The following is a 15956-nucleotide window of genomic DNA, read 5'->3' on the forward strand; positions in this document are numbered from 1 at the left end:
CGGCGAAAGGTGGAGGTGACCTTCTTTTTCGTCAACGGTGGTTCGGCTTTTGGCGCAAATTCCCTTGCGTCGCCGCGACCTATAAATTCTAGATACTTCCAAAATCTGGAAGTATCTAGAATTAATGCCGCGCCTGACCGACTCCGTCACACACGCTGGACTGGCCGATCGCGTCTTCGGCGAGAACGAACTGCGCGACGTGCTCGGCGGAAGGGACGCGCGGCGTTACGGCCTGGTCAACCGGGCCCTCAAGGACGGCTCGTTGCGCCGCCTCAAGCGGGGAGTTTATGTCCTCAACAGCCGATATCGCAAGGAACCGCTTCATCCATTCGCCGTGGCGCAAAGCCTCCATCCCGGCAGTTATGTCTCCTTCGAAACTGCCCTGTCCTATCATGGCTGGATTCCAGAAGCCGTCTTTACCACCGCCAGCGTGACGCCCGGTCGCAAGACGCTCAGTTTCGACACGCCAGACCACGGGTTTTTTACCTTCCATCCGCTGGCTCTCCAGGAATACCGGCTTCTGACCAGCGTCGAGCGGATCAAGCTGGGTGCCTCGACCTGCCTGATCGCCAAGCCGCTGCGGGCACTCCTCGACCTTGTCGCCTTGCGCAAGGAGGCGTGGAGCGGCATCGAATGGATGATCAGCGGCATGCGCATTGATGAAAGCCTGTTGATGGCCTTGAAGCGCAAAGATTTCGCCGACCTTCAGGTCGTGCACAAACACAAGGCGGTCGAGGCATTCCTGTCAGCGCTGCGGGAGCACGTGATGCCTTCACAGAATGCTGCACTTTTGCCCGGGTGATTATTCTTCAGGTTGCGAAGGTGAAAGTGGAAAGCAACCAGCGTGCAGATCGCCGACCTCGCGCCAAGCGCCGCCAAGGCCCCGCCGAGGCCACCTGTTGCCAGACTGGCGTCCGTCACCATCAGAGGGCTGGCAAACTGGCCGACATAAAAAGGCCGCGCTCCAGGTGCCCATGCCCGCCAGCAATCGCGCTCGGGCCAGCTAAGCATGACCTTCCTGTATTGCTCAATGGAGGAGCAGATGGCGCGTCTGCCCGACGGTGTTCTTCTCTGCCCTCGCTTCGGCTGCAACCGTGCTCTTCTGGCTATGATCGGTGAGTCCTGACGCTAGAACAGCGGCGCTAAACAACACCCCTCGAGTCTAGGCCAGAAATCCCAAGCCAAACGTTCCGTATATGCGCTCAATGGTGCGCATATCCATCTTGTCACCCATTGGCTTGCGTGCGATGGTCTCAAAAATCGATAAAAACCGAGAGGATGACAGATGGGTTTTCACGGAAGAACGATGAATGCGCCATACGTGGTAATGAGAAGTCATTTTCTCGCTTAGAACCGGGTTAAGATTTCGGGTAATTCAAAAATCTCGCATGGGATGGGAAATCACAATTCATCCGATGTCGAAATGTTGTCGAAATAATCAATTTCTCTTTTTAACGGATGTTCGTTTAAGCACTGGCTTCCGCCGGTTCAATTGTCATGTGCGTCGCATGTGCAATTGGCCTGATTGATGGTCTGTGTTCGCGAAATCCGAAGCGGTGAGGAACACCATGCAACTCCCGGTTCCAGTATTACGTTTGGCAATCCAATGGACTGCTACTGCGGCGACCTTGTCCATGGCCTGTAACATGGCTCATGCCCAAGCAACCACAGATGGAACACTCTCTGCTCAACAGGCGGGCGTCGATCAGGAAGCGAGGCAAAGTCAGGAGGTCCTGGCATCCTCGACGACCGCGCAGTCTGAGCCGACACGAGCCCAGACCACGCCCGCGACTCCGTCAGATCGCGCACCGGATTTTTCTGCACTATCCGATGGAAATCATGCAAAGGATAGTGAGGGCCACCTTCGGGAACTTGACCGTCAGTTGGGCTTGCGCGGATGGAATGCTCCCTTCTTTTCCTATGCCGGGACGCTGGACCAGGATGTAGGCGGGTGGCGCTCAACCCTCGCTAAAGCTGGGATTGGCGCCGTTTTCTACGATATCGGCGCCTCGTCGATCAACATGCTCAATGTACCCCGTCATGACCCTTCCGGCCAACAGCGCTATTGGGGGCAGGTGGGAAGTGTGTATCATACGGGAAATCTGCAGCTCACCTATGATCTGCAGCAATACGGTATCCCGGATGGTCAGTTCCAGTTTGGATACAACACGACATACAGCACGATGGACAGCTTTTTGCCCACAGGCGCGGCCAAGTTGTTCAGGCTGGCATATTACCAGAGCTTATTCCGTCGCAAGATCGAATTTTCAGCTGGTTATATGTCCAACACGACGACATTCGTGGGGACATCTGTCGGAGGGCAATTGACCAATCCTTTCGGTCCCAGTTCCTCCATTACCTCCGAACTGGGTATGGCGGGGGCCACCGCGATCGCACCCACGGCCTGGATCAAGGCCAATTTCCCCCGATCCATTTACACGATGTTCGGTGTTCAGCGGAGCATCAGCCCGACCGGCAACGCGATCTACGACGATTCGATCAAAAATCCCTCGGGCTGGCATTTCAACGAAAAGGGGGCGAAAGCACTTTATGTCGTCGAAATCGGGCAGCGGCGGGCGGCGTCGGAAGGAACGCCGTTTAGCTGGCTGCGGGGAGGGATGCTTTACAACACGTCACAGTATCAGAATTTCAAAACCGGGCGCACGAGTACGAATGCGGCCGCCTTTTTGCTGGCCGACCGCCAGATCATCATGATGAGTGGCACCGCTCCGCGCCGAGGCCTGTACCTTGGCGCTTCCGCGATGTGGGCCAAACCTCAAAACAACGTTATCACTCAATATTACGAAGGGCGGGTCTATGGCTTTGGCCTCATAAGGAGTCGTCCAGATGACATGGCATCCCTTGTGGTGCAGCATAACAAGATCAGTCGCGACTATTATGGTCCGATTGATGAATCCCCCGATGTGCGCGACGATAACAATCCGCTTGGAGAAGATCCGGCCAGGACGGGGCTCACCTCGATCACAGCTTCGTACCAGATCGTGTTGACACACGGACTTTCAGCCACGCTTGGTATCAGTTACGTCGATCATCCGAGCACGCGCTACTTCGTTGACGAAGGGCATGCAATCAACTTTCTTGGAGGCTTTGCGATCATTCTGTGAATAATCTCCATCCCGCGGATGCAGTTGCTTGCCAAGCTGTTCAATGATGATTTTCGATAAATCTGCGAGAAGAAAGATCCCTTCGGTTAGACAACATTCCTACCGAAGGGATTTTCCATCGTTTGCGACCGAATATCATGATTATGGTGATCAGATTTTCAGTCGGAACCCACCACGCAAGACAGGGCCCGCAACATCGTAGAGAACTGCTGTGTTGGCGCCGTTGCCGAACGCATTGCCCGCGACGGTCAAGCCCGGATCGCGATTGGTGATGTTCTGGGCATTGAAAAACAGGGACAAGCCTTTGAGGCGACCGGCCGTAAAGTCGTAGCTGATTGCGAAATCGAGATACATTCGGCCAGGGAGATAATTGTTGTTGATGGTGGGGTGCAGCGTGGTGCTGGCCGGGCAAGCCGAGGTGCACTGGATGTAGTTGGCGAACTGCGTGCCGGAACTGAATCCGCGAAGGGTCAAGCTGGTATGCAGGCCGTTCAACTGATAACCCAAAGTGGCATTGGTACGCCACCTGGGAGGGTTGGTGCCGCTGTTCTCACCGACATAATCGATGGGCGCGCTGATGCCCGTGCTGATCGTATCCTGCAGATATTTCGTAAAATTGGCATGCAGGTCGATGCGCCCAGGAAGGCCCAGGAAGCCGAGATCGCGGCGGTAGCTTGCCTCAAAATCAAGGCCGCGCACCTTCTGACCAGCGATGTTGATGTTCTGGCTGATCACCTGCGTAACGACACCGTTGACGCGCGTAATGTTGTTGCAAAGTTCGGGACGGGACCCGTCATAGCAAAGCTGCAATTCGTCACCCGATGCGATGATCGAAATTTCGTCTTTGACGTTGATGCTCCAGTAATCGACCGATGCGCTCAGGCCCGGGATGAAATGCGGAGTGAAGACACCGCCGAGGCCAAAAGTGTCCGCGCGTTCCGGCTTCAGATTGCGGTTGCCGGTGGTCGTCTGGTCAAAAGCGGGTGTGGTGTTGGTGAAGGGGTCGAAGATCGATTGGCGCGCCGTCGAAGCCGGCAGGAAGGTTTCCTGAAGGTTGGGTGCCCGAATGTCGCGCGAGCGAGTGACCCGCAAGGTGAAGTCACGTGTCGGGGAAAAGGTCGTGCCGATTTTCCATGTCACGACATTGCCGGCCAGGCTATAGCTGGTATAGCGCGCGGCGCCGTTCAGATCCCAGGAATCCGCCCAGCTGTAATGCTTTGCCAGCGGGATGACGATTTCGACTGCGCCTTCCTTGACGTTGGTGGAGCCGTCAATCGGGCTGTAGTTGGCGTAGATATGATTGACCGCAAGGGAGTCGGCATCAACGACGCCATGGGCGTGATCACGGCGATACTCCCCCGAAAACGCCAGGGAAACCGGGCCTGCCCAGGTCTTGACCGGCTCGCCCGTCAGTGATGCTGCGACGACTGTCTGGTCGATTTCCAGATTGGAACGGCTCGCGGATCGAATATACTGGGCGGCGGCCCCGTTGGTATCGTTCACGCCGGTACCAAACACATTGTAAGGCGAGCAGCCATTACCCGGCGACGTCAGCGTCGAACGGCAGACGATGGATCCGGTGGCCGGATTGACGACGGCGTCTGCCGCAAGCGTGTAATGGCTGCGCGAGATGTTGTTCGGGAAGGTGACCAGATTGTTGCTCTGACCATATTGGGCATATGAGTCCCAATGCCAGTCCGTGCCCAGCATCCTGAAGATGCCGTTGGCTCCCAGCGTGTAGGAATATGTCTGTCGATCCGTGACCTGATAGGTCACACCCAGATCCTGATTGAGCGTTCCGATCTGGATCGAACTGAGCCCGGCGCCGATCATCTGGGCTCTGATGCTGGCGGGCAGATAGGCATTGTCGAGCTGGACCCTGGGACCGCTCGTGCCGATCATATAGGCCGTGGTCAGATCGGCCTGCGTCTTGGCGCGGACGAAGGAGAATTGTGCGGTGAGATTGAGGGCCCGGGAGACGTCGAAGGTCGCTCTGGCGAAGGCCATCTGACGGCTTTCGATCGGGGAAATCGCATTGGTATGCCGCAGATCATTCGCCTGCCAGCCCCCGCCGCGCATGAAGGGGTCGGCCTGGATGTCCCCATAATTGAGCTGGTAGGGGTTTCCCCCCGGCCCGAAGGCCGTACCCCGGAGCGGTCCTGCGAAAATGATGCCGCCCGGCGTGGCAGTCATATAGCCGACATTGTCGTAAATCAGGCGCTGGGGCTGACCGTTGGTTGCGGTATAGGCGGGATTGGCAAGCAACTGGCGTCCCTGTAAAGTCCAGTCGCGTCGGCCGGCGCCAATGCCGTAGTCATAGACATGCTCTCCAGCGATCAGGAAATGGCCGCGATCGTCAGCGAAGCTTCCACCTCCGGCAAGGCTGACCTTGTAGTTCTGCCCGTCGCCATAGCTGGTTGCGCCGCCCGAAACCTCTGCTCTGATGCCTTTGAGCGTGTGATCGAGGACGAAATTCACCACGCCAGCAACTGCGTCCGATCCATAAGTCGCCGATGCGCCGCCGGTGACCACATCCACCCGTGAGATCAGCGCTTGCGGAATTGCATCGACATCGACAACGCCGGTGGTCAAGGCGGGCGTGACACGACGCCCGTCAAGCAGGACCAGCGTGCGGTTCGCGCCCAGCGATCGGAGGTTCAAAGAGTTGATGCCGGCTGCACCATTGGCGCCCGTTGTCGTATTCGAGCGTGGGCTGCCCGATCCCGAGAAGGCGGGGAGGTTGGTGACATATTGCGCGATGTTGGAATTTGCGTTGTTGGCAAGCTGGTCGGCGCCGATGACTGACAGAGGCGTGGGCGCCTTGTAGCCGTCTCGAACCACACGGGAACCGGTCACCACCAGCTCCTTGGGCTCGACCGTGGTGGGTGCGGTCGTTTCTGGCTGCGATGCTTGAGGTTGGGGATCATCTGCGGTGCCCGCAATGGCTGTCGGGATGCTTAGGGCAAAGCTTGCGCTGGTGAGAAGCAAGCGGGCAACGAAGCGCTTGCGTGTGTGGCGACCCCACAGCCCCTCCGGGCCAGAAGAAGAAAGCATGTCGATAATCCTCACCCCATGATCCCAGCCTGTTGGCGGTGATCCTGTTTTGCCGTCAGTTCGTAAATAAGAACTAATGGTCGTTAATGCGACTTTATGACTCGGTTGGCCGAAGTCAATCGAAAAATCTGGTTGAGGTTCTGGCCTCAACCTATGGGGCTCAAATAAGAACATTAATTTTTGCAGCCGCGTTGGACTGCATATGCAGGGGGCGCTGTGTGGCGACGATTCCGCTCCTCGATAGCGAATTCCGGGTGACCAAACTATGTTTCCCGACCTCTTGACCCGGTCCAAATTTCAGCCTTAAGTGCGCTAAAGCGCCATGTGGTGCGCATATAAGAATAGACTGGGCGTGGAAAATCCTGACAGCTTGCCGAGGGCGAAGCCGTGAAGTGATCCGCCCAAAACTGCCATCTATATATAAAAACTAAGAAAAATAATTAGTTGGACGCGATTGGGAGCGGGACATGATTGAACGTGCAGAATTGAGCCGTCGTAAGTTCGTGGCAGGCACCGCAACTGTCATTGCTGCGCCAGCTCTCATCGCAGCGACACGGGGAAGTACTGGCAATGCGACGGTCGTTGAAACACGCCAGGGCAGGTTGCGCGGCCTTCAGGGGGATGGTGTTCTGGCCTTCAAGGGGATCGCTTATGCGGCCGACACCAGCGGAACCAACCGTTTCATGGGGCCGTTGCCGCCCGCCAACTGGTCAGGCGTGCGCGATGCCTTCGCCTATGGCGACCGGTGCCCGCAAGCCCGGCGCGAGAGCGGCGGGCCCTTTGCCGAGCCGGCCAATGCTCAGCAGCCGCATTATAGCGAGAATTGCTGCGTCCTCAATGTCTACACACCCCGTATTGACCACCATCGGCGTCCCGTCATGGTCTATATTCATGGCGGCGGTTACAGCAGTGGATCGGGTGATGCGCCATCGGTCGAGGGGAGTAATCTTGCCCGCTTCGGCGATGTGGTTGTCGTCACTGTCAATCACCGACTCAACATCTTCGGCTATGCCAACCTGTCCTATCTTGGGCCTGAATTCGCCGATTCCGGCAATGTGGGGCAACTCGATCTTGCGGCGGCACTGGGCTGGGTGCGCGACAACATCGAGGCCTTCGGCGGCGACCCCGCGCGTGTAACAATTTTCGGGGAATCGGGTGGCGGCGCCAAGATCGTCGCTCTGGCGCTGATGCCCGAGGCATCGGGCCTCTATCGCAACACGATCAACATGAGCGGGTCGGGCGCCTTTCATCTGCTCCCGCCCGGCGCGACCGAGCGCGTATCCGATGAACTGCTGAAAGTTCTCGCGCTGCCCAAGGCCGATGCGCGCAAACTGCAGCAGATCGGCGCAGAGCAATTGTACGCTGCCCATGTGAAGGCCCTGGCCAATCTAAAAGCGGATCAGGCACGGCCTGTGATCGATGGGCGGCATATTGCGGTCGAGGCTTTGTCCGCGCGTGGTATCATGCTCCAGTCGGCGGTGCCCGGCATCATGAGTTGCACCGCGACCGAGGCTACGCCCTGGCTGCTGAGCAATCGCAGCAACCTTCAGATCAGCGCCGAGAATCTGTTGGCGCGGGTCAAGGCGCAATATCGCATCGAGGAGCCCAAAGCCCGCGAGGTGATCGCGGCCTATCAGGCCAGTGGGGCCGGTCAGTCGCCATGGGATCTGCTGGTGAGTATCGCCAGCGATGCCCTGATGCGCGTGCCCATGCAGCAGGTCACCGAGATGCGAGCCAAGGCCGGGGCGCAACCGGTCTATCTGGCGGACTTTGCCTGGCGCTCGTCGATCGAAGGGGGAATATGGGGCGGGCCCCATGCGGTGGATGTTCCCTTCGCTTTCGGCAATCTTGCAGCCAGCCGCTATGCGGCGGGCGGGGGGCAGACGGCGCTGGACGCGTCACGCAATCTCATGCGCGCCTATGTCGCTTTCGCGACCCATGGACAGCCTATGGATTCCAGTCTGCCGACGTGGGCTCCCTATGATCAGGCTTCCCGTGTCAGCATGGTGATCGACGCCCGTGCCGACATTGCCCATGATCGCTTTGCCGAACGCCGCCAATTGTGCGACCAGCTCAATCCCCAGTCGACCTGGGATGTCACCAACGGCCCGCTGGTTCACGGTATCAGCTGAGCGGGAACACTGTGCTCTATGATCCACGCGTGTAGCTGGCGGGCATGCCGTAATCATAGGGTGGCAGCATGTTCAGCGTCTGGCGCGCCATAGGGCCGGGGATCGCCCCGTAATGGCTGACCCGGTCGAGCATCATGCTGGCCAGGTCACCTGCTTCATGTGCGCGCCATTCCGGAATCAGGGCGTTCTTCGGGTTCCCATTGCGAGCAAAGCTGCTCCAGGTCCGGATCATGATCCGGGTCAACGGTTCGATGTCGGGGGCGCTCCCCACCATGCCCACGGCGGCCCGCGTCGTGCCAAAGACAAAAGGCACATCGCATTCATGCGGTGAACGCAGCAACCCGCCCAGCACCGGCGTGCGGCGCATGAACATATAGCTGAAGACATCGGCCTGTTTCGATTGCAGGTCAGCCATGTATCTGGTGTTTCGAACATAGCTGTAATCGCTCGTGATCGCTGCCATCAGATCACCCGGTCTGTCACCGGGATAACTCTTCTGATAGGCCTGGTAGATGAGGGCAGTGTTGTCGTGTGGCAGTTGAAAAAACCGCGACATGCGCGCGATGACGTCGTCCTGGGAAAGATCGAAATTTGCCGGGGAGGCGGCGGCGATCACGATCCTGGTTTCATCGACGACATTGCCGATCATGAGCGGAACATGTTTTGCGGTACCCGGAGCGTCCGGATCGAAGGGATGACGGTGTAAAGTCCTGCTATCGATCACGGGCCGGTGGCGTCCGGCAGAGGCTGCGACGATCTGTGACAGCGGCATGGCCTGCAGCGCTGTACCGCTAAGCCGGGAAAGGTTCAGCCGCTTGGCGACACCATGGGCCAGCATTGCCGCCTCATCGGGGCCTGAGACGCGCAGGCAGCCGCTGCCGCTCATGGCGATGGCTTTGTGGAACAAACCCTTGGCGGCGGGCGCCGCCAGCAGCGTGGCAACCTTGGCCGCGCCGCCGGACTGGCCGAAGATCGTCACATTGTTCTCGTCACCGCCAAAGTTGGCAATGCTGTCCCGCACCCACCGCAGGGCGGCGATCATGTCCAGCAGGCCGGTGTTTCCAGCATCGGCAAAGCGCGGGTCGCCATCGTCGATCTGCAGAAAGCCCATGACGTCGAGGCGATGGTTGATCGTCACCAACACGACGTCGCCTTCGCGCGCCAGCCGTATTCCGCGCAGGCCAGGCGCCGAACCAGCCCCCACGCGCCATGCCCCGCCATGCAGCCAGACCATCACCGGCAACCGGGCCGTTGATGAGGCAGCGGGCGTGTAGATGTTCAAGCTGAGGCAGTCCTCGCTTATGGTTTCGAGTTGGGCGAACGCCGCGCGCTCGGGCGCGGCATTGGGCAATTGAGGCGCCGAATTGCCGAATGTCTGGCAATCGCGTAGCCCATGCCATGGTGCCGCCGGTTGGGGGGGCAGGAACCGATTGGGGCCAGCGGTCGATGCCGCGTAAGGAATTCCGGCAAACAGGCTAACGCCCTGTTCGCGGCTGCCCCGAACGTGGCCCAGAGCGGTCTCAACAATGAGGTGCGTATTGCCTGCGGCCGTGGCGCCGCCGGAGAGCGTGGAGGCAAGCAGGCCAGCGATCACGGTTCGGCGCCCGATCACCGGATGACATGCAAAAGGCAGGCTATGCGTGTGCTCGGTCATGGCATGATTCCAGTTCCATTTGCTCCGGCAAGGCCGGGGGCGGGGCTTCAGGTGCTTACATTCACCAGTTGAACTTGATCGCCGTGTTGCCTGATACGTTACCCGCAGCATCGAACCGACGCTCCACGACCAGGCCCTTGCCGTCCGCATCGATCGTGATGACAGTGCTGCATCGCGTGCCGTATCGCGGATCGCGCACGAAAATGCCCGAGTTCGTTTGGCCATCCTCGCTGCTTTCGTCCGCCAGCGCGGCCATCAGATTGTCCACCAGATCATCTGCGGCGACCAGTTCTTTCCTGATTGCTGTCGCCAATTTCTCGGTCTTGGGCAGAGGCCTATCCCGGCGGGTATTGGAAAGGACGTGAACTCCCGACTCCATCCTTTCGCGCGAAGGCGGCCCGCTGGACAGAAGCGACATGCCCGCAGATGTGATGGCAACCGCATAGAAAGGCTTGAAAGCGCCGATCTGCTGCAGCGTCGGGTCACGATACAATCCGCTATCCGCAGCAATGTCCACCACCAGGTTCCCGCGTGATGCGAAGTCCCGCCCCACCTCCACGGGTTCGCGTAGATTCGTCACCGCCGCCAATCGGCCGGCTGGCGAGATCGCCAGCCAGCTACCGCCCGCTTCACGATCGCGACCGGCAATGATGTCGCGATCGGGCCAATGCGCCAGCGGATCGCTGGGGCGGGCATGCAACTCGTCACGGTTCGCTGCCACGACGAGTCGCCAAGCGGGATGCGCGCGATGGGCAATCGCTATCACGCACATTGCGCGCACACCGGCATAGGATTTGCGTTGATGATCATGCACCGCGATCAGACACGGGCGGTGCCGAAGGCCGCGAACAGCGTCTCGGCTTGAGGCAGTGTCTCCAGGCTTGATGCGATGCGGATCGTCGCATCAACATCGCAATGAGGCAGGGAGCCGCGCCATTTGTCCGCCAGATCGTTCCAGCTGATTTCTCCTCGCAGGCTGTGTCCACGCGGATTGTCCACGCGAAGCGCATGTTGCTTGCCGTCACGCGTGACGATGGTGACACGTGCACCACGCCCTTCGGGGGCATCGCGCTGCAGGTCGGGATCGACACCCGCCGTGATCGCGGCACGCAGCCTGACATAGGTCGGATTGCTCAGCATCGCCGGGAAGGGTTCGTCTGCCAGCTTGAGGCCGCCAGCGGCGATGTTGGCCGCTACCATGTCCTGTACGCAAATGTTGTGCATGGCCCGGTTGTCGACCACCGCCAGCGCGGCGCGCGGCATGCCGACATGGATTGAGGCGATCGTATCGGTGGGGATGTGGTCCCGGGTGATGGCGCCCATCGCAGCTTCGATGGCGGCATGGATCGGATAGCCCGCGTTGAAGAACTTGAAGTTGGCTCCCATGATCTTGAACGCTTGGCCCAATCCAGCAGTAACGGCGGCATCGTGCTGGCCATCGCCCCAGGCATCCAGCACGCCGTCCTTGGCGCCGATAATGTCCTCATTGCCCTCCATGCCGATCGACGCCAGCAGCGCACCACTGACGCCGCCGAAGGCATATTGGCCGTTGCAGAAGGATTTGCTGATGTGGTGTTTTTCGGCAAACAAGGCGTTGAGCCCGTTGGCCTGAAATGTGGTGAGCGCCCAGGCATGGGCTTGCTGCTCCGCAGAAAGGCCCATCAGCCTGCCGGAGGCGGCGCAGCAGCCAAGCGAAAAGAGAAAATCGCTTTGCAGATGGCGCCGGTCGATCATGGCGAAAAGCCCGCCGCAGGCCTCCACCATCCTGACTCCGATGTCATAGCCCAGCACGACCGCGTTGATGAGATCCGCGCCGGAGGACTTATGGAGTTCTGCCGTAGCCGTTGCGGCATGGACGATCGATGCGCCCGGATGCCCGCCGATGACATGGGCTCCATCGACCTCGAAACCGTGGCCGGCCGTCCCGTTGGCCAGCGCCGCATAGGGCAGGGGCGCGCGCAAGTCCGTGCCATAAATCCGCGTCTCGCCCGCTGAATGGTACATGGCGGCATAGCGCGCGGTCATCTCTCCGGCGGGGCTGCGGCGGCCGAAACAGGCACAGGCCATTTCGTCAAAGATCACCTTTTTCGCACGCTCACGCACCGCTGGAGGGATCGCCTCGGCTCGGCTCTGCGACGCGTAGCTTGCGACGATGGCGGTCAGCGTCCGGCCGCCGATTAAACGCTCGGCATTGCTGGTGCTGGATTGGGGTAAAGCCGGTGCAGCCTGGGTGTTGGGCTGAGCTGCGGACACTGCCGGAACCAGCGATGCGGAAAGCGCCAAGCCAGCGCCCTTGAGCGCGGATCGCCTGTCCAGACGATGCGGGATGGCAGGGGGCAGTTCGTTTTTCTGTCGAGTCATTGCACCAACCTCGCCTTTTGATTGTCCAGTGCCGCGATGATGTCTGCGACGAAGCGCTGGATTTTGAAATCTGACTGCCGATCAAATCCGCGTCGCACCACAACCAGATCGTGTGATGGCACGATCACGGCATATTGGCCGCGCGCGCCAAAGGCAGCGAAACTGTCGGCAGGGAGCGCCTCGATGCCGCCAAAGAGCCAGAACTGAGCACCGTAACCTGCTTCGCCGCCAATGCTCGGCTTGACAGGCTGGGCGGGCGCCGGGGTGCGGACGTAATGGCTCCATTCTGCCGGAAGCAATTGCTGCCCGTTCCAGACGCCATCTGCCAGATAGAGAAGTCCAAGCCGGGCAAAATCACGGGCGGTGCTCCAGCATTGGCCCGAGGTGATGAGATCGCCCTTCCAATCGGCTTCCACGATGGTGCGCGTCATGCCGATCTTCCACAGAAGTTCCTGATAGGGGAAGCGGGCGAAGGTATCGTCATTGCCGATGGCCTGACGCAAGGCGCGCGTGGCGAGATTGTTGTCAGTCCCGGCGTAGACAAAGCGCTGGCCGGGCGCGGAGTCCATCATGTTGAGCGCGGCGATCTCCGAAATCGCTGCGCCGGACTGGTAAATCTCGGTCTGTGGGTCTTGCGCTCCGTCGCTGTAGAGCCCGCTCGACATATGGAGCAGGTTGTCCAAAGTGATCGACCCTCGTGGATCGCCGGGCATCTGCCATTCCTTCAGGGGGGCTTTGCTGGCAAGGTTCAGCAAGCCCTTGCGGACGCCCACCCCCACAACAGTGGCCCCCAGACTCTTGCACATTGAGTTTGTGCGCGCGGCGATGTGCGGGCCGTATCCCAGGCGATAGTCCTCGGCGACGATCTTGCCCTTGCTGACAACGACAATGCCCCAGCTCTGTCCCCCATAGGCACCTTGCTCATTCGCGAAAACCTGAGCCAACAGGCGATCAATGGCTGCTTTGCGTGGCTGGGGCAGGGGTGAAGCAGCGCCCACGTCACCTTGTGGCCACGCCATGTGATCCAGGTCTGGAGCGCTCAAGGACAGGTCTGCCAGTGGCGCGCCCAGCGAACCATCCGCACCGATCGGCAAAAGCGTGCAGCCCGCGCCTGGACGAGACACTGCCTGACGGGGCGGCAGTCCCGATGCGAAAGGCACGCTGACTTTATGGGCGGTTTCATCGACGACTGGGGTCGGAGCGTCGCTTGCAGGCTCCGGGGCATCGGCTGCGACTGTCGCATCAGTCAGGGTGCGGGGAGCTTGGGTGTTGAAATAGCCGCTGCAAAGATGAAGTGCCCGCAAGCCCGCTGCCTGGGCTGCGGCATGGCTCGGCGTTGCCGGTGCACGAGCAGCGCGGGCGGGTGAACCCTCTATTCCTGTGACCGCGATCACGCCTCCCACGCAAAACGCGAGAGACAGCTTAACCGCGTTCACGGACGGATATCCATTCTTGGTCGTCACCAGGCATTTCCTCTCCACCGACGAAGGAAAAGGCCGGCGCTTTGTCCGGTTGGCGATTCCTTCCGCCACGACTGTTTCGCTTCGTATTGAGCGTTATCCTCGGAGGATCAGGCATGCCGTCCAAACTGTGAGGCGTGTTGATCCGTGCCAGTCGAAAATATCAACAGTGGCGGAGGACGTATTTGGAAACGATCGGTCGTATATGCGATGATTAGTCGCCGCACGCTAGGGCGTCAAGCGCGTTGGTGAGCTGTTTTGGGAGATCGAGCGCGAAGCCGATGCGTCGGGGGTGAAGGATTTCCGGTCAATGCAAACCGGCCACGACTGGCCATAGCAAATAGCAGGTACGACGGCCCCGCCCCGCCGCCCGTCATTCTATGCCGGAGAAATCCCCGCAACCCCGCAAATCTAGCAAGGCGGGAGGCCCGGGCCGCACCGGCCCGGGCCTATAGCAGAGAGGCAGAAAAGCATGCCCAGTTTGTCTGCGATGTGCCGGCACGACCCTGTGTGAGGCTAAATAGCTTCGCGCGTGGGGGCCCGGCGGTCTACCCATGATTGGATATGCTGGCTTAACAGAGCGCTGATTTCTGCCAGCTTGGGCTCGGCGATCTGGCGGGACCCGACCAGCGTGATTGCAGCCAGCGCACCTCTCGATTTGCTATCGATAACTTGGGCAATCGCGAGCTGAGAACCTCGGCGGCGTACATTGGTGGCAATGCCCGTGCGTCGGATTTCGTCGTACTCGGTCAGGAAAGCGTCGACGCTGCTGGCATCCTGTGGGGTACGACGCTTCAGGAAGGCCTCGATCTCGTTTCGGGGACGGCTTGCCAGCAACGCTTTTCCGCCCGCTGTGGCGAGCAACGGGCGTCGGATATCCGAGCGAGCTTCGAAATTGTCGATCGTATCGCTTCCGGCCTCGTCCAGATAGATCAGATGATCGCCAGCCTGCACACCCAGAAACACCGTTAGTCCGGTTGCATTATGAAGTTCCAGAAGGTCCGCATGCGTGACGAGGCCCGCCCGGATGTGCCCGCTCGCAAGAGTCAGGGCGTAGATCGCTGGTCCAAGGAAATAGCGGTGATCTTCTTCATACAACCAGCCATTGGCCAGCAGGCCGTTCACGAAACCGTAGATCGAGCTTTTTGCCGCGTCACAGGCCCGCACGATCTGCGTGAGCGTCATGCCAGGATTGTAGACCACTTCCTCGAGAATCTGCGTGACGCGGTCGACGGTTCGATGATTTTGATAATTCTTCCCCGCCTTGGACGATTCGAAGTCGTCGTCATTCGCGGTTGCCTCGTCGGCATCACGGCTCATTTCATGTTTCCTTTCCAGCCCGTCACCCAGCCAGTCAACGTTATCATGGGCCGGTACGGTATGGCCTCGACGTGCTTACCTGACTGTCCCTTTCAGCGTGGTCAAGCTTTCATGCCGCCGACGCGCGCTGGGAGACGCTCGCATTTTCTTTCAGGAACCGCAGTGAGCGGCCGATGATCGTCTTTGCAAAGGGTTGTCAGTTCGTATATACGATGATCGGGTCGCACAGGCGACTAAAAATTGTCTTCGACCAGCATGCCACGCTTTTGGCCGCAGGTTGATGATATCAGGGCCAGTGCTCATACGATCGATTTGAGCCCGGCTCGCTTCGCAAGGCGCAAAACAGTGCGCCGCAACAAGTCAGGAAGCAAGAGGATCAGCTATGGATATCATCCGCGTCGGATCGCAGGCATCGCAACAGGCATCGCCCGACAATTTCACGGGCAATGCGCGCGTTGACGGGCGCTTTGCTGGAAGTGGGGGGCTGAGCGCGGGCACGGTGACCTTTGAGCCTGGTGCCAGGACCGATTGGCATACGCACCCGCTGGGGCAGACGTTGCTGGTGGTCTCTGGTTTTGGCCGGGTGCAACGCGACGGCGGCCCTGTCGAGGAGGTACGTGCCGGAGACATTGTCTTCTTCGAACCGAACGAGCGGCATTGGCATGGGGCTGCGCCCGATTGCGCGATGAGCCACGTCGCAATTGCCGAGAAACTCGATGGAGCGGCTGTGACCTGGATGGAGAAGGTCTCGGACGTCGATTACAGCAGCTGATCGGCATTCCACCTGTCAGGCGGCGTGGCTCAGGCCGGGCCAGCGACCATGGACACCCCCTCGAGCCAAAGGGCTCGA

10 protein-coding genes are annotated in these 15956 nt (G+C 59.8%); 4 read left to right on the forward strand and 6 right to left on the reverse strand.

Translation table 11 applies throughout. The features are described 5' to 3' along the window. Positions 1 to 124: 124 nt before the first annotated feature. Positions 125 to 802: a type IV toxin-antitoxin system AbiEi family antitoxin domain-containing protein gene (locus SR3_RS13620; protein ID WP_068086857.1), complete on the forward strand. Its 678-nt coding sequence runs from the start codon at positions 125 to 127 to the stop codon at positions 800 to 802. A gap of 766 nt (positions 803 to 1568) precedes the next feature. Beyond that, a complete protein-coding gene (locus SR3_RS13625) occupies positions 1569 to 3125 on the forward strand; it encodes a carbohydrate porin (RefSeq protein WP_084455533.1) in 1557 nt (518 codons plus the stop codon). Between the two features lie 150 nt (positions 3126 to 3275). Here SR3_RS13625 and SR3_RS13630 read toward each other — a convergent pair whose 3' ends face one another. Beyond that, positions 3276 to 6179 carry a TonB-dependent receptor domain-containing protein gene (locus SR3_RS13630; protein ID WP_169805636.1) on the reverse strand — a complete coding sequence of 968 codons (2904 nt, stop codon included), beginning with the start codon at positions 6177 to 6179 and terminating at the stop codon, positions 3276 to 3278. Positions 6180 to 6646: 467 nt separating this feature from the next. On the opposite strand from SR3_RS13630, the gene SR3_RS13635 reads away from it, so the two are divergent. Continuing rightward, positions 6647 to 8311, forward strand: a complete 1665-nt coding sequence (locus SR3_RS13635; RefSeq protein ID WP_084455535.1) for a carboxylesterase/lipase family protein — start codon at positions 6647 to 6649, stop codon at positions 8309 to 8311. A gap of 16 nt (positions 8312 to 8327) precedes the next feature. On the opposite strand, the gene SR3_RS13640 is transcribed toward SR3_RS13635, so the two are convergent. The 5 genes from SR3_RS13640 to SR3_RS13660 all read right to left on the reverse strand — a co-directional run bounded on the left by SR3_RS13640 (position 8328) and on the right by SR3_RS13660 (position 15106). Next, positions 8328 to 9965: a carboxylesterase/lipase family protein gene (locus SR3_RS13640; protein ID WP_068086871.1), complete on the reverse strand. Its 1638-nt coding sequence runs from the start codon at positions 9963 to 9965 to the stop codon at positions 8328 to 8330. Between the two features lie 61 nt (positions 9966 to 10026). Next, positions 10027 to 10737, reverse strand: a complete 711-nt coding sequence (locus SR3_RS13645; protein ID WP_068086873.1) for an NRDE family protein — start codon at positions 10735 to 10737, stop codon at positions 10027 to 10029. Between the two features lie 47 nt (positions 10738 to 10784). Next, entirely contained in the window at positions 10785 to 12248 is a 1464-nt protein-coding gene (locus SR3_RS13650) for an MmgE/PrpD family protein (RefSeq protein WP_218018822.1), read from the reverse strand. Positions 12249 to 12322: 74 nt separating this feature from the next. Further along, a complete protein-coding gene (locus SR3_RS13655; RefSeq protein WP_157098842.1) occupies positions 12323 to 13789 on the reverse strand; it encodes a serine hydrolase domain-containing protein in 1467 nt (488 codons plus the stop codon). Positions 13790 to 14302: 513 nt separating this feature from the next. Further along, positions 14303 to 15106, reverse strand: coding sequence for an IclR family transcriptional regulator (locus SR3_RS13660; RefSeq protein ID WP_084455539.1), 804 nt, complete (start codon positions 15104 to 15106; stop codon positions 14303 to 14305). A gap of 382 nt (positions 15107 to 15488) precedes the next feature. On the opposite strand from SR3_RS13660, the gene SR3_RS13665 reads away from it, so the two are divergent. After that, complete coding sequence (locus SR3_RS13665; protein WP_068086881.1) at positions 15489 to 15878, forward strand: (R)-mandelonitrile lyase; 390 nt, start codon at positions 15489 to 15491, stop codon at positions 15876 to 15878. Positions 15879 to 15956: the final 78 nt, after the last annotated feature.

The sequence above is a fragment of the Novosphingobium rosa NBRC 15208 genome (assembly GCF_001598555.1).
In the GTDB taxonomy this organism is placed as follows: Bacteria; Pseudomonadota; Alphaproteobacteria; order Sphingomonadales; family Sphingomonadaceae; genus Novosphingobium; species Novosphingobium rosa.